The organism is Hoylesella marshii DSM 16973 = JCM 13450 (assembly GCF_000146675.1).
GTDB lineage: Bacteria > Bacteroidota > Bacteroidia > Bacteroidales > Bacteroidaceae > Prevotella > Prevotella marshii.
Genome location: NZ_GL397214.1, coordinates 1,746,034 through 1,766,958, shown reverse-complemented (window position 1 = coordinate 1,766,958; position 20,925 = coordinate 1,746,034). Strand labels below are relative to the sequence as shown.

At 48.7% G+C, this 20,925-nt stretch carries 21 protein-coding genes and 1 tRNA gene; 12 read left to right on the top strand and 10 right to left on the bottom strand.

What is annotated here, in order from left to right; all coding sequences use genetic code 11:
• The first annotated feature begins 942 nt into the window (after window positions 1-942).
• The 5 genes from HMPREF0658_RS07410 (at window position 943) to HMPREF0658_RS07390 (ending at window position 5,734) form a co-directional block, all read left to right on the top strand.
• Window positions 943-2,751 carry an AMP-dependent synthetase/ligase gene (locus HMPREF0658_RS07410; protein WP_006949828.1) on the top strand — a complete coding sequence of 603 codons (1,809 nt, stop codon included), beginning with the start codon at window positions 943-945 and terminating at the stop codon, window positions 2,749-2,751.
• Window positions 2,752-2,798: 47 nt separating this feature from the next.
• Window positions 2,799-3,923: a peptide chain release factor 2 gene (prfB, locus tag HMPREF0658_RS07405; protein WP_006949827.1), complete on the top strand. Its 1,125-nt coding sequence runs from the start codon at window positions 2,799-2,801 to the stop codon at window positions 3,921-3,923.
• Between the two features lie 94 nt (window positions 3,924-4,017).
• Entirely contained in the window at window positions 4,018-4,161 is a 144-nt protein-coding gene (locus tag HMPREF0658_RS11675; protein WP_169302854.1) for a hypothetical protein, read from the top strand.
• A gap of 9 nt (window positions 4,162-4,170) precedes the next feature.
• Entirely contained in the window at window positions 4,171-4,671 is a 501-nt protein-coding gene (locus tag HMPREF0658_RS07395) for a CYTH domain-containing protein (protein WP_006949825.1), read from the top strand.
• Window positions 4,672-4,831: 160 nt separating this feature from the next.
• Window positions 4,832-5,734 carry a ComEA family DNA-binding protein gene (locus HMPREF0658_RS07390; RefSeq protein WP_006949824.1) on the top strand — a complete coding sequence of 301 codons (903 nt, stop codon included), beginning with the start codon at window positions 4,832-4,834 and terminating at the stop codon, window positions 5,732-5,734.
• A gap of 112 nt (window positions 5,735-5,846) precedes the next feature.
• On the opposite strand, the gene HMPREF0658_RS07385 is transcribed toward HMPREF0658_RS07390, so the two are convergent.
• From HMPREF0658_RS07385 to pyrE, 3 genes are read right to left on the bottom strand one after another with little or no spacing between them, the layout of a single operon-like run.
• Entirely contained in the window at window positions 5,847-6,410 is a 564-nt protein-coding gene (locus tag HMPREF0658_RS07385; RefSeq protein WP_006949823.1) for a hypothetical protein, read from the bottom strand.
• Between the two features lie 33 nt (window positions 6,411-6,443).
• Window positions 6,444-6,869 (bottom strand): SRPBCC family protein, encoded by a 426-nt coding sequence (locus HMPREF0658_RS07380; protein WP_006949822.1) that lies wholly within the window; start codon window positions 6,867-6,869, stop codon window positions 6,444-6,446.
• Window positions 6,870-6,927: 58 nt separating this feature from the next.
• The gene (gene pyrE, locus HMPREF0658_RS07375) at window positions 6,928-7,560 is read right to left on the bottom strand and encodes an orotate phosphoribosyltransferase (protein ID WP_006949821.1); all 633 of its coding nucleotides are present in this window, start codon (window positions 7,558-7,560) and stop codon (window positions 6,928-6,930) included.
• A gap of 359 nt (window positions 7,561-7,919) precedes the next feature.
• On the opposite strand from pyrE, the gene eno reads away from it, so the two are divergent.
• The 3 genes from eno (at window position 7,920) to HMPREF0658_RS07360 (ending at window position 10,842) form a co-directional block, all read left to right on the top strand.
• Complete coding sequence (gene eno, locus HMPREF0658_RS07370; RefSeq protein WP_006949820.1) at window positions 7,920-9,227, top strand: phosphopyruvate hydratase; 1,308 nt, start codon at window positions 7,920-7,922, stop codon at window positions 9,225-9,227.
• Between the two features lie 133 nt (window positions 9,228-9,360).
• Entirely contained in the window at window positions 9,361-10,191 is an 831-nt protein-coding gene (locus tag HMPREF0658_RS07365; RefSeq protein WP_024990948.1) for a TPM domain-containing protein, read from the top strand.
• 69 nt (window positions 10,192-10,260) lie between these two features.
• Window positions 10,261-10,842 (top strand): LemA family protein, encoded by a 582-nt coding sequence (locus HMPREF0658_RS07360; protein ID WP_006949818.1) that lies wholly within the window; start codon window positions 10,261-10,263, stop codon window positions 10,840-10,842.
• Window positions 10,843-11,412: 570 nt separating this feature from the next.
• Here the strand turns inward: HMPREF0658_RS07360 and HMPREF0658_RS07355 are convergent.
• Together HMPREF0658_RS07355 and HMPREF0658_RS07350 are read right to left on the bottom strand one after the other, a co-directional pair.
• Entirely contained in the window at window positions 11,413-12,240 is an 828-nt protein-coding gene (locus HMPREF0658_RS07355; RefSeq protein ID WP_006949817.1) for a hypothetical protein, read from the bottom strand.
• A 183-nt stretch (window positions 12,241-12,423) separates the two neighbouring features.
• Window positions 12,424-12,497, bottom strand: a tRNA-Met gene (locus tag HMPREF0658_RS07350).
• 143 nt (window positions 12,498-12,640) lie between these two features.
• Between HMPREF0658_RS07350 and HMPREF0658_RS07345 the strand changes: the two genes are divergently transcribed.
• Window positions 12,641-13,039 (top strand): START-like domain-containing protein, encoded by a 399-nt coding sequence (locus tag HMPREF0658_RS07345; RefSeq protein ID WP_006949816.1) that lies wholly within the window; start codon window positions 12,641-12,643, stop codon window positions 13,037-13,039.
• A gap of 44 nt (window positions 13,040-13,083) precedes the next feature.
• Here HMPREF0658_RS07345 and HMPREF0658_RS07340 read toward each other — a convergent pair whose 3' ends face one another.
• The 4 genes from HMPREF0658_RS07340 to HMPREF0658_RS07325 are packed head-to-tail and all read right to left on the bottom strand — an operon-like array spanning window position 13,084 to window position 15,620.
• Window positions 13,084-13,734 carry a DUF2284 domain-containing protein gene (locus HMPREF0658_RS07340; RefSeq protein WP_006949815.1) on the bottom strand — a complete coding sequence of 217 codons (651 nt, stop codon included), beginning with the start codon at window positions 13,732-13,734 and terminating at the stop codon, window positions 13,084-13,086.
• A gap of 15 nt (window positions 13,735-13,749) precedes the next feature.
• Window positions 13,750-14,460: a UMP kinase gene (gene pyrH, locus HMPREF0658_RS07335; protein ID WP_006949814.1), complete on the bottom strand. Its 711-nt coding sequence runs from the start codon at window positions 14,458-14,460 to the stop codon at window positions 13,750-13,752.
• Between the two features lie 20 nt (window positions 14,461-14,480).
• Entirely contained in the window at window positions 14,481-15,227 is a 747-nt protein-coding gene (locus HMPREF0658_RS07330; RefSeq protein ID WP_006949813.1) for a biotin--[acetyl-CoA-carboxylase] ligase, read from the bottom strand.
• An 18-nt stretch (window positions 15,228-15,245) separates the two neighbouring features.
• Window positions 15,246-15,620 (bottom strand): YraN family protein, encoded by a 375-nt coding sequence (locus HMPREF0658_RS07325; protein WP_006949812.1) that lies wholly within the window; start codon window positions 15,618-15,620, stop codon window positions 15,246-15,248.
• Between the two features lie 86 nt (window positions 15,621-15,706).
• Between HMPREF0658_RS07325 and HMPREF0658_RS07320 the strand changes: the two genes are divergently transcribed.
• Window positions 15,707-16,189, top strand: coding sequence for a nucleoside deaminase (locus HMPREF0658_RS07320; protein WP_006949811.1), 483 nt, complete (start codon window positions 15,707-15,709; stop codon window positions 16,187-16,189).
• A gap of 195 nt (window positions 16,190-16,384) precedes the next feature.
• A complete protein-coding gene (locus tag HMPREF0658_RS07315; protein WP_006949803.1) occupies window positions 16,385-17,290 on the top strand; it encodes a YitT family protein in 906 nt (301 codons plus the stop codon).
• A 757-nt stretch (window positions 17,291-18,047) separates the two neighbouring features.
• On the opposite strand, the gene HMPREF0658_RS07310 is transcribed toward HMPREF0658_RS07315, so the two are convergent.
• Window positions 18,048-19,262: an MFS transporter gene (locus HMPREF0658_RS07310; RefSeq protein ID WP_006949801.1), complete on the bottom strand. Its 1,215-nt coding sequence runs from the start codon at window positions 19,260-19,262 to the stop codon at window positions 18,048-18,050.
• A 939-nt stretch (window positions 19,263-20,201) separates the two neighbouring features.
• On the opposite strand from HMPREF0658_RS07310, the gene ruvA reads away from it, so the two are divergent.
• A complete protein-coding gene (gene ruvA, locus HMPREF0658_RS07305; RefSeq protein WP_006949797.1) occupies window positions 20,202-20,816 on the top strand; it encodes a Holliday junction branch migration protein RuvA in 615 nt (204 codons plus the stop codon).
• The last annotated feature ends 109 nt before the right edge of the window (window positions 20,817-20,925 follow it).

The following is a 20,925-nucleotide window of genomic DNA, read 5'->3' as shown; positions in this document are numbered from 1 at the left end:
CTCTTTGAGGCTTACTGTCTAAATACCCTTATTCCGAACTGACGTAAATGCGGAGCGTTCGTATCGTCCTTTCCATCCCCTTTCCCTTTCTCTTTTCACCCTTGAAAATCAGGTAGTTATACCATGGCGTTGAAAAAGCTATGCTTTGACGCTTTCAAAGCATAGCTCTGAGCGTGTGAAAAGATAGCTTTTAGGGTGTTAAAGCATAGCTCTTGATGGTTGAAAGGTAAGGGCTGTAAGTGCGACAGACCATTTTCTTTCATTTTCATATATATAGATGAACGGGATGTATCGCACTTACAGCGCTCCATTTCGGGGAATGCTCTATACCCAGCGCTATGCGTTGGGCTGACATCTTACGCTCCTTGCTTTCCGCTCCGCTATTTCGCTCCGCACAGCGAACGTTCGTTTCAGAGCTTACATTACACCTCACACTATTCTAATATGGTGTTGATACACCCCACAATCATACTCTTTTAGAACTTACTCCTGCCTCAGGAGCGAAACGAATATGGGGCAGTAAAAACTGCAACTACATGCCTTTAATGATTGAAAGGCAAGCGCAGAAGGGAAGTTCGCTCTGCAAAGCGGAGGGGAAACAACGTTTGCTGACACGAAGAGGAAGCAAAGTAAAGGTGCGAAAGCCCCTTTTATTTTTTTTCCATATACATGTTTGATAACGAGATACCGCACTTTACTTTTGCTTCACATGGTGAACTTCGTTTCAGCGCAGGGAAATATCATATACCTACCGCTGCCATCGCTCGGCGCAAGTGCTACTGAGATACGAGACGGAAGCAAAGTGTGGGGATGACGACAGGTGGAAACACTTCCTTTCATCCCTTTTCTCCTGATGGAAAGGAGGGGAAAATAATCGGGCGATTCTTTGTATTTCACTCCTTTTTATATTACCTTTGCGCATAAATCAATCCTATCGTTTTTATGCAAACCAGATGTCACTTATCGGTACTTATTCATGAGCAGGCAAAGAAATACGGCAACAAACCCGCTTTGACCTACCGCCCTTTCGGAAGCAACACGTGGGAGACGGCCTCGTGGGTGGAGTTCTCCGACAAAGTGAAACTCGTGTCCAACGCTCTGCTGAACATAGGGGTAAAGGTGCAGGAAAACGTGGGCGTGTTCTCGCAAAATGCCGTTGAATATCTATATACCGACTTCGGAGCCTACGGAGTGAGAGCTGTCATGATACCATTTTATGCCACGAGCAGCGAGCAACAGTTGCAATACGTCATCAATGACGCACAGATACGCCTCTTGTTTGTGGGCGAGCAAGAGCAGTACGACAAGGCGCGGCGGCTCATCTCTCTGTGTCCGTCTCTCGAACGCATCGTTATCTTCGACTCCGGCGTGAGTATTCATGCGAACGACCCTAATGCCCTTTACTTCGACGACTTCCTGAAGTTGGCCGAGGGACTGCCCCGCCAAACGGAAGTAGAGCAGCTTTGGGCGCAGGCCAACGATGATGACTTGTGCAATATCTTATATACCAGCGGCACATCGGGCGACAGTAAGGGCGTGATGCTTACCTATGGGCAGTATGCTGCAGCCATGAAAGCCAATGATGCCTGTGTGCCCGTGGGCGCGAAAGACCGCGTTATCACCTTTCTTCCTGTGACCCACATCTTTGAAAGGGCGTGGGATATTTTAGCATTGTCGGAAGGTGCGCAACTCATCATCAACACCAACCCGCATGAAATTCAGCAATCAATGATTGAGACCCAGCCCACGTGCATGTCGGCCGTGCCCCGCTTTTGGGAGAAAGTGTACAACAAGGTGCAGGAAAGGATAGATGCTGCCTCCCCGATACAAAAGAAAATATTCAAGGAAGCACTGTCCACGGGACGCAAACACAATATAGACTACATCGGAAAGGGCAAGCGGCCGCCCATCGGACTTGCACTCCGGTATCGTCTTTTCGACCGATTGATATTGAGTTTGGTACGCAAACAAATCGGTTTAGAACATCCCAATATCTTTCCTACGGCAGGTTCTACCATCTCGCCGGAGATAGAAACATTTGCCCACGCTGTGGGAATAGACATGATTGCGGGATATGGATTGACCGAAAGTCTGGCCACCGTGTCGTGCGACCATAAGGGGCAACGCTTTACCGTGGGCTCTGTAGGTCGTCCGATAGAAGGCATCGAAATCAAGATAGGCGAGAACAACGAGATATTACTCAAAGGGCCGACCATCACGAAGGGCTACTATCGGCGTGAGGCCTTAAACGAACAAGCTTTCGATAAAGATGGATTCTTCCATACGGGAGATGCCGGCTATTTGAAAGACGGCGAACTCTTCTTAACCGAACGCATCAAAGACCTCTTCAAAACATCCAATGGCAAATATATCGCCCCGCAGATGATAGAGTCGAAACTCTTGGTAGATAAGTTTATAGACCAAGTAGTCGTGATAGCCGACGAACGTAAATTCGTGTCAGCTCTTATCATTCCGGAGTATCGTCTCTTAGAAGAGTATGCACGAGAGCATGGCATCTCTTTCGAGTCTAACGAAGACTTGTGTTGCCATCCGAAGATAAATGCCATGATGATGGAACGCATCGAAACACTGCAACAGCAGCTGGCTAACTACGAGAAGATAAAACGATTCACACTGTTGCCCCGCCCCTTGAGCATAGAAAACGGCGAACTCACCAATACGCTGAAAGTAAAACGTGGCGTACTCTATAAAAACTACGCTGCGGAAATTGAAAAGATGTACGAAGAGTAAGAAGCATCGACCGGCAGAAAGGTCGTGCACTGAACCATCCGAACAACATGATAACATCCGAACAACTGAAGAATGTGCAGGAACGCGCTGAGGCGCTGTTCCGCTATCTCGAAATAGACAAGAAACAAATAGAGTACGAAGAGGAAGAACTTCGTACCCAAGCTCCCGATTTCTGGGAAGATACCGCGCGCGCACAAGAGCAGATGAAGAAAGTGAAAGGCATCAAACGGTGGCTCGACGGCTATGCCGAGGTGCGCACACTGACAGACGAATTGCAATTGGCATTCGACTTCTATCACGACGAGATGGTAACCGAAGAAGAAGTAGAAGACGACTATCGAAAGGCCGTTAAAGCCATCGAAAACCTCGAACTCATGAATATGCTGCGCCAAAAAGAAGACCCGATGGGTTGCGTGCTGAAGATTAACAGCGGTGCAGGTGGCACTGAGAGTCAGGATTGGGCACAGATGCTGATGCGTATGTATGTACGTTGGGCTGAAGCACATGGCTATCGCTGTACCATCAGTAACCTCCAAGAGGGCGATGAGGCCGGTATCAAGAGCGTAACGATGGAAATCGAAGGCGGCGAATATGCCTATGGCTACCTGAAAAGCGAAAACGGCGTACACCGATTGGTGCGCGTTTCGCCGTTCAATGCCCAAGGAAAACGCATGACAAGCTTTGCAAGTGTCTTTGTTTCGCCATTGGTAGACGACACGATAGAGGTCTATGTAGACCCTGCCAAGGTGAGTTGGGACCTCTTCCGCAGTGGAGGTGCCGGCGGACAGAATGTGAATAAAGTGGAAACAGGTGTGCGATTGCGCTACCAATATACAGACCCCGACACAGGAGAGGAGGAAGAGATACTTATTGAAAACACCGAAAGTCGCAAACAACTCGAAAACAGAAACAATGCCATGCGCCTTTTGAAGTCGCAACTTTACGACCGCGCCATGAAGAAACGCTTAGAGGCGCAGGCCAAGATAGAAGCCGGCAAAAAGAAGATAGAATGGGGAAGTCAGATTCGGAGTTATGTGTTTGATGACCGACGGGTAAAAGACCATCGCACAAACTATCAGACTACGGATGTAGACGGGGTAATGGACGGCAAGATAGACGAGTTTATCAAGGCCTATCTCATGGAGTTCCCCGTAAATGAAGAGCAAGTCTGAAACATCCGGAAGAGAAGCGGATGCACTACGTAAATGTGCTTTCTCAACCTCTGAAAGACAGCAGAAAAGAACGAACAACCTAAATGATACAACTATGAACCAAAGACGTAAGATGAACCGCGCACAACGTGCGGCACAAGAAGAGAAACAGGCAAAAAGCGTGATACGCCTTATTTTTGGCGTATTGGTATTGCTCGCCATTCTTTGCATTGCAGTGTATATCATCAATTTCATGTAATACGAACACATGAGCGGGCTGGAAATAGAGCGTAAGTTCTTGGTGAAAAAAGGCACAGACCTTCGTTCCGTGGCCGCTTCAAGCAGCAGAATCAGGCAAGGCTATATACCTTGCACAGGGCTGACTGTGCGTATTCGACGGCGCGACGACAAGGCTTTCTTAACGATGAAAGGACCTTCTGCTGACGGCGGAATGACGAGATACGAGTTTGAAAAAGAGATAACGACCGATGAGGCCGAACATCTGATGACCTATTGTCAAGGGGGCATCATCGACAAAACACGTTACCTTATACCTTCGGGCAACCATCTCTTTGAAGTGGACGAGTTCTATGGGGCAAACGAAGGCCTCGTTTTAGCTGAAGTAGAACTAAAAAACGCGGAAGAAAAGTTTAAAAAGCCCGATTTCATCGGTCCTGAAGTAACCGGTGACAGACATTTCTATAACTCGCATCTGCTTGCTCATCCCTATTCGGAATGGTGCCACCTTGTGCCGGAAGCCTATCGGTAGATACTGCAAAAGTTGGCGATGGAGCGGGGTTGTTGCAACCTCTATTGCATGGAAAACGAAGTACCGGATGGGCGAGAGCAACCGTTTCCTGCTACAGAAGCCCTCGTTTCGTCAGTAGCCGGCGTACTTTTTATTTGTTGATTGTAATCTAAGCCACCCCATGAAACTAAAAGAGATTTTCTATTTTCAGAAGAGCGACCGTCTTGTCATCTTGTTTTTCCTCTGCTGCATTGTTATCACCTTGGCCGTACTCTTTGGTATTGGTGGACAAAATACCCAAACGTCGTTGACGGGAGAAGACAGTTTGGAGGCGAAACAATCACCGATTTTATCGGAAAAAGACGCTCCTAATAGCGGTTACTATGATTTGGAAGGAAAGAAGGTAGAGCTGTTTCCTTTTGACCCCAACACAGCCGATAGTACCCAATTCCAACGTCTCGGACTCGTTCGTTGGCAGATACGCAACATCTATAAGTATCGTGCCAAAGGCGGAATCTACCGTACACCTGCTGATTTTGCTCGTCTTTACGGACTTACTTTAAAACAATACAAGGCTTTGGAACCCTTTATCCGTATTTCCGACGATTATCTTCCGGCTTCTCGTTTCGTTCATCAAACGTCACAAGACGAACGGTTTGAGCGCGATACGCTGCGTTATCCGGTAAAAATAGGACAGACCGAACGCATTGCTCTCAATGCCGCAGACACCTCGCTGCTAAAGAAAGTGCCCGGCATTGGCAGCTATTTTGCCCGACGCATTGTAGCCTATCGTGAGCGGTTAGGCGGTTATTACAGCACGGAACAACTGAAAGAGATTGATGATTTCCCCGAAGAATCGTTGAAATACTTTGTTCTCGGCACCGCGAATCTTCGCAAAATGAATGTGAATCGGTTGTCGTTGAGCCAATTGAAACGTCACCCTTACATTAATTTCTATCAGGCCAAAGCCATTACAGACTACCGAAGAATGCGGGGAAACCTTACTTCGCTTCAAGAACTTCGGTTGCTAAAAGACTTTCCACCCGCAGCTATCGAGCGGCTCGAGCCTTATGTGGAATACTGAACCCCAATCGGGCATGAGAGTGCTTATCTACCAATTTAATAGAAATGGCATGGCTCCCTCTACAGGCTCTCATGACTGATTGAGGTTGAAAAGGAAAGAGAAAAGGCGAGTTTCAATTGACGGTAAGTATTCCGAAAGCCCCTGTGGTATGGCCACGATAGCGTGTTAAGGCCTTTCCTGCTTCACCTTTTACCACCACTCCACGTGCATTCATATTATACTCTCTGTGGCAGGTGTTGCAAACGGCTAATCCGGCATCTGTTGTCCGCAAAGGATAACTCTTCATGGGAATGGCATCAGGGTTGAAACAATTCGGGCATTCGCGGTCGTAGACGTAAAAAACGGGCGGGATGTCGAGGTTCCCATAGCCCACAATCAAACCTTCGTTATAGCCCAATATCATGGTTCGTCTTTCGTCGATAGCATTGGCTTGCTTCTCGGTAGGAGTGCCTTGACTAATGGAGAACACGAAAGTAGTACCTCCACCGGTACTTGTTTTTCTTGTGATGGAACAGAAAATACCCGGAGAAAAAGGATTCATGGCACTCGCCAACGTGTGGTCTTGGTGGATGGAATTATCGAAAATAAAGTAAGCCCCACGTGTATACTCCCGTTCGGTGGTGCAGGATATACATACGATAACTGCAAAAGTGCAGATGAAAAAATATCTTTTCATAGACGACAAAGGGGGATAGGACGGGCGGGGAGCTTAGACATGTTGGTCGTATTTCACAGCTGCGAGAGTTTCAGCCACCTTCTCTATCCCCTCTTGGAGTGGTTTTGAAACCATTCCGCGGATAAAGGGATTGAGGTCGGCCTTCAGTGTAAGCCGCATCTTACAGGAACTCTCGGTAACAGGAAGCAACTGAATCCAGAAATGGAAAGGCACGGGACTTTGTGTGGTCTCAAATTTAATACATTCCGGTTGCTTGCGTTCCACCACGTGCAGACTGATTTTCCCAACGGGTGCAACATGAAGCGCAAGACTGTCGCGGGTAAATTCCAACTCGCCGACTTTATCTTTCGGCACCCTATCGCGCACTTTTTCGAGATTTTCGAGGTTGCTAAGTATGTCGTAGACCTGCTGCTGCGGGTAAGGAATCTGCTTGATACTGCTTTCAAATGAGGTACTCATAACAATGGTATATTCTTAGTGATATCGTGCGATTGGTGAACGACGGAGAACGGAAGACTTACCCGTTCCAGTGTGCAGGGTCTTTTCTCCATTCGTGAAGCAAGGCCGTTTCAGCTTCGGTAATATAGCCTGTCTCGAGAGCTTCGGCCACTACGTGGTCGTAATCGGTCAGCGTAGTCAAGGATACGTCTGCATCTTCAAAGGCCTTTCGGGCAACGTCGAACCCGTAAGTATAGGCTGCCACCATGCCAATAACTTGGCTTCCGGCCTTGCGAAGAGCTTCTACGGCTTTCAGACTGCTACCCCCCGTAGAAATAAGGTCTTCTACAACAACCACTTTTCGGCCGGCTTCCAGCTCACCTTCAATCAGGTTTTCCAATCCATGATCTTTGGGTTTGCTACGTACATAGACGAAAGGAAGGTGTAAAGCATCGGCAACCAGCGCACCTTGGGCAATGGCTCCTGTGGCCACACCAGCTATAACCTCGACTTCGGAGAAACGTTCGAGGATGGTATGAACAAGTTCTAACTTTACGTAACTGCGCAATTCGGGGTATGAGAGCGTCTTCCTGTTGTCGCAATAAAAGGGTGATTTCCATCCCGATGCCCATGTAAAAGGTTCTTTGGGCTGTAATTGAATGGCTTTGATGTCGAGCAGTTTAGCTGCAAAAGCCTTTTTCTGGGAATCCATATCTTACTGATTTAAACGTCAATTCGGCTGCAAATATACTTGAAAATCTTAGAAAAACCTAAGCGAAAAGGGGAAAACATGGGGAAAGAATAGCGTGTTGGGTCTCATCTTTTTTATATCCGAGTCCTCAAAAGAGTGTTTCTTTTTTGCTTGATTCATGTTACTACGCGGTACGTAGGTCATTTTCTTAAGAGGCATCGCTTGCCCATGTCGTGCAGGTGAACACGAAGCGGTAAGGCGAACAAAAGCGTTAAATATTTAAAATGCCTGAAAATAAAGCGATAAGCCCTATATCTGTGTGAGAAAATGACTGTATCTTTGTAACGCAATTTTATGAAATCAATTAAATAAACGTAATTATGATTATTGAAAAAGTACATGCAAGAGAGATTCTCGATTCAAGAGGTAACCCTACAGTAGAGGTAGAAGTAACGTTGGAAAATGGGATAATGGGACGCGCTTCGGTGCCTTCCGGTGCATCGACCGGCGAGAATGAAGCCTTGGAACTTCGCGATGGAGACAAGGGTCGCTTTCTCGGTAAAGGCGTGTTGAAAGCCGTTGAAAACGTGAATAAAATCATTGCTCCCGCACTCAAAGGTATCTGCGTACTCGAACAGCGCGCCATCGACTATAAGATGCTTGCCCTCGATGGTACACCTACCAAAAGTAAACTTGGTGCAAACGCCATCCTCGGCGTTTCTCTGGCTGTGGCACACACTGCTGCAAAAGCACTGAATATTCCCCTGTATCGTTATATCGGCGGTACGAACACTTATACCTTGCCTGTGCCGATGATGAATATCATCAACGGTGGTGCACACTCCGATGCCCCCATCGCTTTTCAGGAATTTATGATTCGCCCTGTGGGTGCAGCGTCCGAGAAAGAGGCTATCCGTATGGGTGCTGAAGTGTTCCATGCGTTGGCCAAGTTGCTGAAGAAGCGCGGACTGAGCACTGCTGTCGGCGACGAAGGCGGTTTCGCTCCCAAATTCGATGGTATCGAAGATGCGTTGGATTCTATTATTCAGTCCATTAAAGACGCTGGGTACGAGCCCGGCAAGGATGTAAAAATCGCTATGGACTGCGCCGCCAGCGAGTTTGCCGTGTGTGAGAACGGCGAATGGTTCTATGACTACCGCCAACTGAAGAATGGCATGCCCAAAGACCCCAACGGCAAGAAGCTCACCGCTGCAGAACAAATCGCCTATCTCGAACACCTGATTACCAAATATCCTATCGACTCTATCGAAGACGGATTGGACGAGAACGACTGGGATAACTGGGTGAAACTTACCAGTGCTATCGGCGACCGTTGCCAGTTGGTGGGCGACGACCTCTTTGTGACCAATGTGAAGTTCTTGGAAAAGGGCATCAAGATGGGTGCTGCTAACTCCATCCTGATTAAAGTGAACCAAATCGGCTCGCTCACAGAGACCCTCGAAGCCATAGAAATGGCACATCGCGCAGGCTATACTTCGGTCACTTCTCACCGTTCGGGCGAGACCGAAGACACCACCATTGCCGACATCGCTGTAGCTACCAATTCGGGACAAATCAAGACCGGTTCCATGAGCCGCACAGATCGTATGGCCAAGTATAACCAACTTATTCGCATCGAAGAAGAATTGGGTTGCACTGCCAAATACGGATATACAAAATTGAAGTAAGCCCTGCTTACCTCTCCAAGTAAAAGGGCTGCCAAACGGGTAGCCCTTTTTTCTTCATTGGAAGTGCAAGCACTCACCGTCAAACTTTCAAAAAGACGTAAACTCGCTTACAAACGAACGATCCTATCAACCGATGAGAACGAGAAACAGATACATACATGCTGTGTTACTGATGCTGGCCTTATTGCTTTTCTCCACCCTTCCGACGAGGGCAGAAGGCACACAAGCCAAGGAATGGTCGGCCGATGACATTCCCGCCGTACACCTGAAAGACAAATACCAATACGTTTCCGACCCCGAAAACATCCTTTCGCAACAGGCACGGGATTCGGCCAACCTCTATCTCACTAAGTTAGAGCACGAGTTCGGTGTGCAGTCGGCTTTCATCATCGTAGGCAACGTGCCCAACGCCGATGTATTCAGAGTGGCGCAGGATTTCGGCAATCGATACGGTGTGGGCAGTAAGAAAACCCGCCGCGGTCTGGTTATCGTCATCGCCATCACGCAACATAAATATTTCATAGCGCCCGGGAAAGGTCTTGAAGGTGAGCTGACAGACGTGGAATGCAACGACATTGCGCAGGCCTGCATCGTGAAAAACATGCGCAGAGACAACCCAGACAATGCCGTTTTTGCTACGACAAAGGCCATTTACAATAAGCTGAAGACGGGCAATGCCGGCATTACGGACGAGGATGAGACTGCCGACGACAACGACACCGTTTGGTACATCATCATCTTTATTCTCATTTTCCTCTTCAATCCCATCATAGCCATCATCCGATGGATTCTCGGTCTCTTCGGCATCAAACTCCCCAAGTCCAAACGCCGGGGTAAGGGTGGCGATGGTTTCCCGCCCATTTTCTTTGGTGGCGGAAGTAGTTGGTCTGGCGGTGGAGGCAGTTCCGGCGGTTCCTATGGTGGGGGCAGTTTCGGAGGCGGTGGCTCTGGTGGTAGCTGGTAACCCCGTTTCCTCGTAGCATTCACCCCCGAACCCTCTCTTTATGTATCATCATCAATCATTAATAGAAATATGAAAAAAGTAGCAATTATCGTTATCGGAGTCATCGCCATTATCGTGTTTTGGCTCTTCGGTTCTTACAACGGAATGGTAAGCAGTCAGGAAGAGGCAACCACCTCTTTTGCCAACCTCCAAGCACAGTATCAGAGGCGGGCAGACATGATGCCCCAGCTTGTAAAAATCGTCAAGGCATACGCCAAGCATGAACGTGAGACTTTCGAGCAAGTGACCCGTGCCCGCGCTTCCGTTGGACAGATAAAGCTCGATGCCAATGACCTTACCCCAGAGAAGTTGGCACGTTTCCAGCAGGCACAAGGTGAGCTATCAAGTGCGCTCAGCCGCCTGATGGCCGTAGCCGAGAATTACCCCGAATTGAAAGCGAGTGAGAATTTCAAGGCTTTACAGGTGCAGGAAGAGGGTACGGAAAATCGCATCAGTGAAGCCCGCAGCAAGTATAACGAGGCCGTGCAGACCTACAACGTAGGTATTCGTCGATTCCCAGCCAACATCGTTGCCGGCATATTCGGCTTCCACGTGATGCCAAAGTTCGAGGCATCCCCCGAGGCACAACAAGCTCCTGACCTCGACCTATAACCTGCTTTCTACTGCCACAGATGAGTTGGCAGATAGCTACAACACGAAGATGCAATACCGAAATGGTGTTGCATCTTTTCTTTTTGTCGGCTACATCATCTGCATTGTAACCTTGTTATTTGTTACTGTAAACGCAGAATGAGGTGGAAGAGAAGTGTTTTCATGTGCCATGTATCATTATGCCAAACGATGTCTCGCATTTTACCTTTTCCTCACACGGCGGAATTCGTTTCAGCACTTGTCGTCCTCTTCCCCAAGGCGTTGCCTTGGGCTGACATGTTTCGCGCGCTTTGCTTTCCGCTCCGCTATTCGCTCCGCACAGCGAACTTCGTTTCAGCGCTTACCTTTCAACCATCAAGAGGTACGATTTGCCGGGAGAAAGGTTGCCGACCTTTCCACGGACAAACGCCATCTGTAGATAGGACGAACGGCATCTGTACGTGGTACGAATACCGACTTATCTCTATAAATAGGGTAGATGAGCCGCCTCATGTTCGATGAGAGGTCATCTTTCCCTCCACCTTTTGCATCCTATGGGTAGGCTCTGTGTATTGCCGGTTCTCGGTAGGATTACTTTTGTGTAGGGATGTCGAATTGAGTAACTTGGGAAATGACGTTGCCATCGCCCTGCAAAACGGAGATGCGAATGGTAATATTACCATTTTTCAATCGGTTATCGGCCTTTACCAAAGCGGTATATCGAATGCCTTTCCCCGGTGCAATGCGCTCAACGTGTATGCCAGGTGATACGTAGATATGCTTGTTGCCCGTCGTCTCCACCACGGTGGGTTGCACGTCGAGAAGTGTCTTGTCGGTGCGGTTCATCACCTCGAAGATAACTTTACTTAGCTCTCCGCGATTGATACGATGGTCTTGGTTGTCGTCTACAAACCGTGCATGACGTATTTCCACCGGCAGACAGTCGGTGTTGCTTCCTTCCACGTGTTCCTCATCTCCCACTTGCCATTCGCCGGTCTTAGGCACTTGTGCGGTGTAAGCCCCCGTATAGTCGGTACCGTCGAAGTCGTATATGCGGTTGTCTCCTTCGGCAGTTGTCTCGTTCCTGCTGCTGTCTGTAAAGTCGTTACTGTATGTTGGGTGGTTGCATGCATCGTCATCGTACCTTTGCCGGTTCGACCATTCCTGTTTTCTGCTGATGCAGGCTTCCTCCTGCTTGGCATCAGCCTGTGCTCCGATAGCGGCACCGATAGCAGCTCCGCCCGCCATTCCCACGATAGAACCTATATCGCTGCCTCGTGCTCCACCACTGATGCCGCCTATCGCAGAGCCGAGAATAGACCCCAACGTTGAGCCAGCGTAGGCTCCGGCACCGGTATACGTGTCACAGCTACTGACCAACATCACGGCCGAAACTGCCCATATCATACTCTTTTTCATACGCTTTCTTGTTTAAACAGATGATACATTGATACCGCAAAATTACGAAATTGAGGGGAGAAAACCGCATAGAATTTCCCCAAAGCAGGGTAGGGAAATCCCTAAGACTAAGGCATCTATCACCGATAAAAGGGAATAAAAAAGACGAGAAGACCGAAAACGTCTCCTCGTCTTTGCGCTTTGTAGCGGGAACCGGGATTGAACCGGTGACCTCATGATTATGAATCATGCGCTCTAACCAGCTGAGCTATCCCGCCATCGCAATGGCTTGTTTGCGGCTGCAAAGGTAATATAAAAATCCTACATCTGCAAAATAAACAAAGGAAAATATGGGTTTTACGGGAAAATTTATTATTTTTGTACGCGTCAACTCATACTCCGTTGAGCGGAGAAAACGGAAATGGAAAAACAACCGATATACATAGAGAAAGAACTCGCCTCAAATGCAGAGAATGTTATCTGGTCAATCATCAGCAGTGCCCATGGGCTAGAGAAATGGATTGCAGATACTGTGGAAGAGACCGAAGGGGGCTTCCGTTTTATATGGGGTAACATTCATAGCCACCACGAAGTGCGCGAAGCACGTGTTCTGCGCATCGTGAAGAACAAGGCGGTACGACTACAATGGACAGACGATGCCGAACCAAACGAGTATTGGGAGCTACGCATGAGCAAAAGCGAGCTGACCAATGACTATATTTTAGGCATTACGGACTATGCGTTGCCCGAAGACCTTGATAGCATGAACGATATTTGGGAAGACAACTTTGCCCGTCTGCACCGTCATACGGGGCTATAAACAGAATACGGGAATACCTCTCAGCAGGTATTCCCGTTACTTTTTTACCGCATATAAGGCGAGAGGTCTATGTCGTGGTTGGTAAAGAGTGCCGTTACCACCGTTATATATTCTACCAAACTTCCGTCGTTGCTCCACTTCAACTCGATACCTAAAAGGCGGTCGGTGGTCTTTCCGATGTCGAAGCCTACCGATTCCAGCGAGTGACGCACCTTGTCGGGATGACGACAGGGTAGCCCTTTCAATCGTGTGCAAGGCAGAGTGCCGCAGAGCAAGCAGTGCGTTCCGAGGAAACAGATGCTGTCGGGATAGGTCTTCTCCAGCATTCTGAGAAACCGTGTTACTACCTTGAAAGCCTGCGCCATGCCCGTTTTTGCCGTTTTGATAGCCGCTTCTGCTGTGGTGCAGGCGGCACGTTTTTCCGCATTGAATACAATTTTCGACCCTATGATGATAGCCTGTCGATAGGCCTCAATATAGCGGGTGGTATCGAAATCATAGGGAGGGCATGTCCACGTAGTGCCGTATCGGCGGCATTGCTTGCAAAACCCGATAAACTTCTCTTCGTCGCGATAGTCGGTCACATACTCCTTCACAGGTAGCGACGCGGCGTAGTGAGCAATGGAAAAGCCCTCTCCGCGGTGGTACCCGTCGATATGAAGTTCGGTCGTGGTGTGCATACCTTTCTCTTCCATAGCCGAAAAGAGGGGTCAGTTGTGTACCAGCGTACCTATCTTCTCTCCCTCCATCACGCGTTTCAGGTTGCCTTTTACGTCCATGTTAAACACATAGATAGGCAAGCCGTTCTCCTTACACATCGTGGTGGCAGTAAGGTCCATCACCTTGAGGCCGCGCGTGTAAATCTCATCGTAGGTAATCTCGTCGAACTTCACGGCCGATTTGTCTTTCTCAGGGTCGGCGGTATAGATGCCGTCTACCCGCGTTCCTTTCAGCATGACATCGGCCTCTATCTCTATTCCGCGCAGCGAGCTACCTGTATCAGTGGTGAAATAAGGGCTCCCCGTTCCGGCAGAGAAGATGCACACATGGCCGGTCTGCATGGCTTCCAATGCCTTTCCTTTGCTGTAGAACTCGCCGATAGGCTCCATGCGGATAGCCGTCAGCACCTTGTTCTTCACACCCTGAGCCTCCAAGGCAGAGCTAAGTGCCAAGGAATTGATAACGGTAGCACACATGCCCATCTGGTCTCCTTTCACGCGGTCATACCCTTTCGAGGCACCGCTTAGCCCCCTGAAAATGTTGCCGCCACCGATAACAATACCTATCTGTACCCCCATGTCGTGCACTTCTTTGATTTGTGCAGCATAGTCTGTCAGCCTTTGAGCGTCTATGCCATAGTGTTGCATGCCCATCAGACTCTCGCCGCTGAGCTTCAGAAGTATCCTTTTATACTTTGTCATGTGTCGTTATATGAATTTAGTTAGTCGTTTCCAATGATAAATGTTACCTCTTTGAAGGCGTAAGTGTGCCGCTGTCCGGTGCGATCTTTCAGCACCAAATGGCCGTTGTCTTTCACATCGTCGATGGTCGCCTCAAAGAGACCGTGGCTGTCTCGGTAGGTATGAAAGCCATCTTTACGGTAGAGCGAGGCCTTGTAAAGGGAGGAAACAAAACCGTAATCGCCACAGTCGATTCGTTCCAAATATCGTTTAAAAGCCTCTATGATGCGGTTCAACACCGCTTCGCGGTCGGTCTCTGCAGCAATGATTTGGGCAAGGGAGATGGGATTGGGGGCATCGCTTGTGAAACAGGTCTGGTTGATGTTCAGCCCGATACCGCAGATGCAGTCGGTTACGTATGCCCCGCTTAGGCTGCAAGTAATGAGAATGCCGCATATCTTACGGTCTTTATAGTAGATGTCGTTAGGCCATTTCACACTAATGTCGGCCGTATAAGCCGCCAAGGCATCCATTACCGATAGTGCCGCACCCATGGATAAGACATATTGTGCCGCCGCTTTCACACCTTTCGGACGTACTAATAGGCTGCAAAGAAGGTTCTTCCCACGCTCGCTTTCCCAGTTGTTGGAGCCTTGCCCATGGCCATCCGATTGGTATTCGGCCGTCACTGCCACCATGTCTGCATCGCATTCGTTCCCTTCCTTATGGCTTTGTAGATAGTGGTTGGTAGAATCCGTATGGTCGAGTCTTATCCTTTTTATATTCATCTGTGTCGGTCTGTCGGGTCAGAGGAGTATGCCGAAAGCGTCTTCAATGTGGGTTATTTTCACGTTTTCATCGTTTGTGCCCACAACAGAAATGATATCGAAACGCTGTTCAATCCACCCCATATGGTAGGCCAATATGTATTCGTGGGCTGCTGCGAGTAGGTTTTTACGCTTTTCCCTATCTACTGCTTCGTCGGGTGAACCGTAGAAGTCGGTCTGTCGGGTCTTCACCTCTACGAACAGCAATATTGTACTGTCTTCGTCGATAGCCACGAGGTCAATGTCTCGATGCCCGCTTTTCCAATCACGGTGACGTATATAAAAGCCCTTCTTTATCAAATATTCGGCGGCTTTCTCCTCACCCCATTGTCCTAATTCGTTGTGTGCTGCCATGTTCTTTCTTACTTATAGTGTACAAAAGTACTATTTTTCACCGGTTTCACAAAGGGTGTTTCACTGAAATATACTATTTTTGTACCATGAAACAACCCGAACACTCACACCATGCATCGCCGACCGAAGATCCGACAAAGACCGATGAGGCATTCATGCGCAAGGCATTAGCCGAGGCAGAGATGGCTTTTGAGGAAGGAGAGATTCCCGTGGGTGCCATCATCGTTTGCAAGGGACGCATCCTTTCGCGGGCACATAACCTGACAGAGACCCTGCACGACGTGACCGCCCATGCCGAGATGCAAGCCATTACAGCGGCGGCCGATGCGCTGGGAGGCAAGTACTTGACCGGATGCACTCTCTATGTCACCGTAGAGCCTTGCCCCATGTGCGCCGGTGCATTGGCATGGGCGCAACTATCGCGTATCGTTTACGGTGCGTCCGATACCAAGCGCGGTTATCGTCTTTATGCCCCCGACGTGTTGCATCCTAAGACAGAAGTCATGGGTGGTATCCTCGCCGAAGAGTGCAGGGAACTGATGCAACGCTTCTTCAAAGAGCGACGTTGAGGCTTGCGGAATGCGGAAGGACTTCATCGGAAAGCATACTGCACACCACCTGCCGATACTTCCGCCCTCTTCTATACGGCGAAAAGCGATATAAAAAAGTCGTGTTTTTGTCCACCGCTCTGCTTTTTCAATGCTTTTATTTTGTAGTTTCACATAGTTGCGTTACCTTTGGCGGCTGAAAAAATATCTACCAACATGAGAAAACCTGACAGAGCAACCGTATTGAAAGAGATTCGTGACTACATTCTTATTGCCATCGCCATGCTTTCCTACTGCATCGGATGGACAATTTTCCTGCTTCCCAACGACATTACCAATGGCGGCGTACCGGGTATTGCCTCTATTGTTTATTGGGGATTTGGCATACCCGTACAGTTCACATACTTCACCATTAACATTGGTCTGCTACTGTTGGCTTTGAAGATACTCGGTTTCAAGTTCTGCGTGAAAACCATCTATGGGGTCACTATCCTCACTCTGTCTATCTCCGTTATTACACATTACACGGGAAACTTCCATTTGCTTGCTGATCAACCGTTCATGGCAAGCGTGCTCGGTGCCATTTTCTGTGGTAGCGGAGTGGGACTCGGACTATCTGCCAACGGCAGTGCAGGGGGTACCGACATCGTGGCTGCCATTGTGAATAAATACAAGGACATCTCGCTCGGACGGGTGATTCTTATCTGCGACATCATCATCATTACCTCGAGTTACTTGGTTTTGAAAGATTGGGAAAAGGTAATCTACGGGTACGTGGTGCTGTTTATCTCCGCACAATGCGTAGATCAAGTGGTGAACTCCATGCGACAGTCGGTACAATTCTTTATTATCTCCGATAAATATGAGGAGATAGGACGGCAAATCAACATGCGTCCGCACCGTGGTTGCACCGTGTTGAACGGTAAGGGCTTCTACTCCGGACACGAGGTGCAGATGCTTTTCGTATTAGCCAAGAAGCGGGAGTCGGGACAAATATTCAACCTTATCAACGAGGTAGACCCTGATGCCTTTGTTTCTCAGAGCGCAGTTATCGGTGTTTATGGCAAGGGCTTCGACAAGTTCAAAGCCAAGAAACACAAGAAAGTGGAGACACCCGCCTGACGGAAATAGTCCTACCGATAGCCTATCGGCCGTCGTCTGCAACTGTTGCGGATGGCGGTCTTTTTTCATGTTCTTCCGTTTCCCGTTGATGGAGAAGCCCAAAGGAAACGCGAGTTCTGGATAAGAGATCTCGTCTAATACCCCCGTCGGGGCTTACAGTCCGATAGCCTTATCCCGAACTCGCGTAGTTAGATAATCAAGTCGATGAAACATGGTTTATCATCGTCTTTACGATAGGAAATACAAATTCCCTTCATGAAGGGAAATATTTTCCACCGTGAAGAGACAAATTTCCCGTCGTAGATAACAAACTCTCCAAACGTGGATAATGAAGTTATACAGACGTGGATAATGAGTTATACAAACGTGTATAATGAGTTATACAAACGTGTATAATGAGTTATACAAACGTGTATAATGAGTTATACAGACGTGGATAAGGGATTATAAGGATGTGATGGGAATTTAATATTCCTTATATCTCGTGAGGTGAAATCATATTGTAAAGGCGGTTGCCCTCTAACTATCTACGTGAGTTCGGGATAAGAGAATCTCATCCAATAACTCCAAAGGGGCGACAGAAAACTAAACTCAATCCTCTGTCACCCCTGCGGGATTCATCTTTCTGCACATGCTTGTTAGGGGGGGCGCTCTTACGAGCTTCACACCCTGCCTAAGGTCTTACGCCCCGTCGGGGCTTACAGTCCGATAGCCTTATCCAGAACTCGCGTAAAGGAAAGTTACTGCCTCGCCATTGTCAGACCATCTTCTTCGTATCGGGCAGGAAACCGGCGATAATACCTAACAGCGGCAGCAGCGCACTGATGCGAAAGATAAATGCCACACCCGTGTGGTCGGCTAACCATCCGAAAAAGGCGGAACCGATGCCACCCAAACCGAACATCAGACCAAAAAACATGCCGGACACCATGCCCACCTTGTTGGGTAGGAGGTCGGTGGCGTAGACCACTATAGAAGAAAAGGCTGAAGAGATAACAAGTCCGATGATGATTGCCAATAAAATGGTGAGCGGCAGATTGACGTAAGGCAGCAACAAGGCAAAGGGGGCGGCACCGAGGATAGAACCCCAGATGACGTACTTCCTACCGTAACGATCGCCCAACAGGCCTCCGCCTAATGTCCCTACAGCAGATGCAGCCAAAAAGGCGAAGAGGCAAAGCTGAGAGGTCTGCACCGAAACGCCGAACTTATCAATAAGGAAAAACGTGAAGTATGCCGTCATACACGACAGGTAGAAGTATTTCGAGAAGATGAGTGCCACGAGAATGAACATGGCTGTGTGCACCGTGTGCCTCGACAGGGGTATTGTTTTCGTCTGGCGTGTGGCGGTGTGGCCGGTCATACCCACGAGTTTCGCACCATACCATCGTCCCACTTTGTAGAGCAGTCCGGAAGCAAGGATGGCTGCCACTGCGAAGAAAGCGATAGAGACTTGCCCAAAAGGTAGTACGATGAGTGCAGCTAACAACGGACCGCAGGCACTTCCCCCATTACCACCTACCTGAAAGATAGATTGCGCAAGGCTTTTCTTCCCGCCTGAAGCCAGCTGTGCCACCCGCGAGGATTCGGGATGAAACACGGAAGAACCCAGACCGATAGCACTCACGGCCGACAGTATCAACACAAAACTGTCGGCAAAGGCTAACATTAGAAGGCCGACCAGCGTGAAACACATGCCCACCGATAGCGAATAAGGCCGCGGATGGCGGTCTGCCCAATGTCCTGTGACGGGTTGCAGAATGGAGGAAGTAAGTTGGAAACATAGCGTAATCATACCTATCTGGGCGAATGTGAAACGGTATTGTTCCTTGAGAATGGGGTAAATAGAGGGGATGACCGACTGTATCATGTCGTTCAGGAAGTGGGATATACTGATGATGAAGAGAATGGCATATGCCGTTTCGTTCATCCCGCTTTGTCGTTTTTCGTCTGTATCGTCTATCACTTTCATATGTTCTGTCTCATCATTTATCCCTTATTTGTAGGGACATATTTTCCTCCGGTATCCGACTTTGCTGCCTCCGGTGTGTCTATGGGCGTTCATCCCCATCAGCCATGAGACCGCTTATGTACCATTTCAATATTGCATCTATGGCTCCCTATCATCTTTTATTCGCTTGTCGGCATCTTGTCTGCCGCCCTCTCTCGACGTAGCCCGCTACGCCTTGATAGGACGACAAACAATCTATTCGACCATCAAACAAAATCTGTATAGGCTCTCATGACCGATTGAGGTTCAAAGATACGGAAAAATCCCGATACGTGTTCCGCTCTGCTGTGGATTCTTTCCCTTATCCGTGCCTTTCCTGTGCCTTGCATACCTTGCTTGTTAAGCCATCTTACAACCGACATTTCCGTACTATCTCCTAAACCCCCATCGGTCAGGAGACGGCTCATCTGCCATTTTTAATTAGAGATGACATGGCTTTCTATATAGGTCTTCATGACCAATGGGGGTAAGGATTGTAAAGTGACGATAGATAAGTCGGCATTCATGCCCCGTACAGATGGCATTTGTTCTATGTGCAGGTGGCGTTTGTATGTGGATGGGTCGGTAACCTTTCTCGCGGCAAATCGTATCGGTTGGGAGATTCTGTCGCACCTACAGCGCTCCATTTAGGGAATTGCCCTATACCCAACGCGATGCACTGGGCTGACATATTGCGCTCTTTGCTTTGCTTCCTCTTCGTGTCAGCGAACTTCGTTTCTGCTCCGCTTCGCACAGAGAACGTTGTTTTCGGCGCTTACACTTGTGGTGGTTGTGCCATCTTTTGGATGGGAAACCTGATGAGGTGGGAGAACGATTGTACCGACAAGTCTGTATGTACACAATAAAGTGCTAAGATTGGCGTTTATAATCAGGTATATAAACGAATAAAAAAAGAAGACAATGATAGAATACATCAAAGGCGAACTCTCCGAAGCTACCCCAGCCTTAGCTGTGATAGAAGCATCGGGCGTAGGCTACGCGCTCAATATCTCGCTTAACACCTACACTTCCGTACAGGGTAAAAAGGAGGTGAAACTCTATGTACACGAGGTGTTGTCAGCCGGTGGACGCGATGACTCCTTCACGCTCTATGGCTTCTTCACCCGTCAGGAGCGGGAGTTGTACCGGCTGCTTATCAGTGTTTCGGGTGTAGGAGCCAACACCGCGCGTATGATTCTCTCGGCTATGACAACGGCCGAGTTGTGCAACGTTATCTCCACAGGCGACGAACGAATGCTGAAAGGTGTGAAAGGCATCGGGCTGAAAACAGCCCAACGTATTATCATCGACCTGAAAGACAAGATTGTTTCATCGGGTATTGCACAGGAATTGCCTACCACGGCCGGTCATGTCGTTGCCACGAACAGTGCCGTGAAAGACGAGGCCGTGGGTGCTCTCACTATGTTGGGTTTCTCCCCGGCACCCTCCTCGAAAGTGGTTGTCGAGATACTGAAGATGCACCCCGACCTACCCGTAGAGCAAGTAGTGAAGCAGGCGTTGAAGATGATTAAGTAATATTACTCGCCGCTCCTTCCCTTGCAAAGGTGGAACGTCCGTGACCGCAGGTAGATTCTATGATGAAATCGCTCCGTTACATCGCCGCTGTGTCGGTATGCTTTCTGTT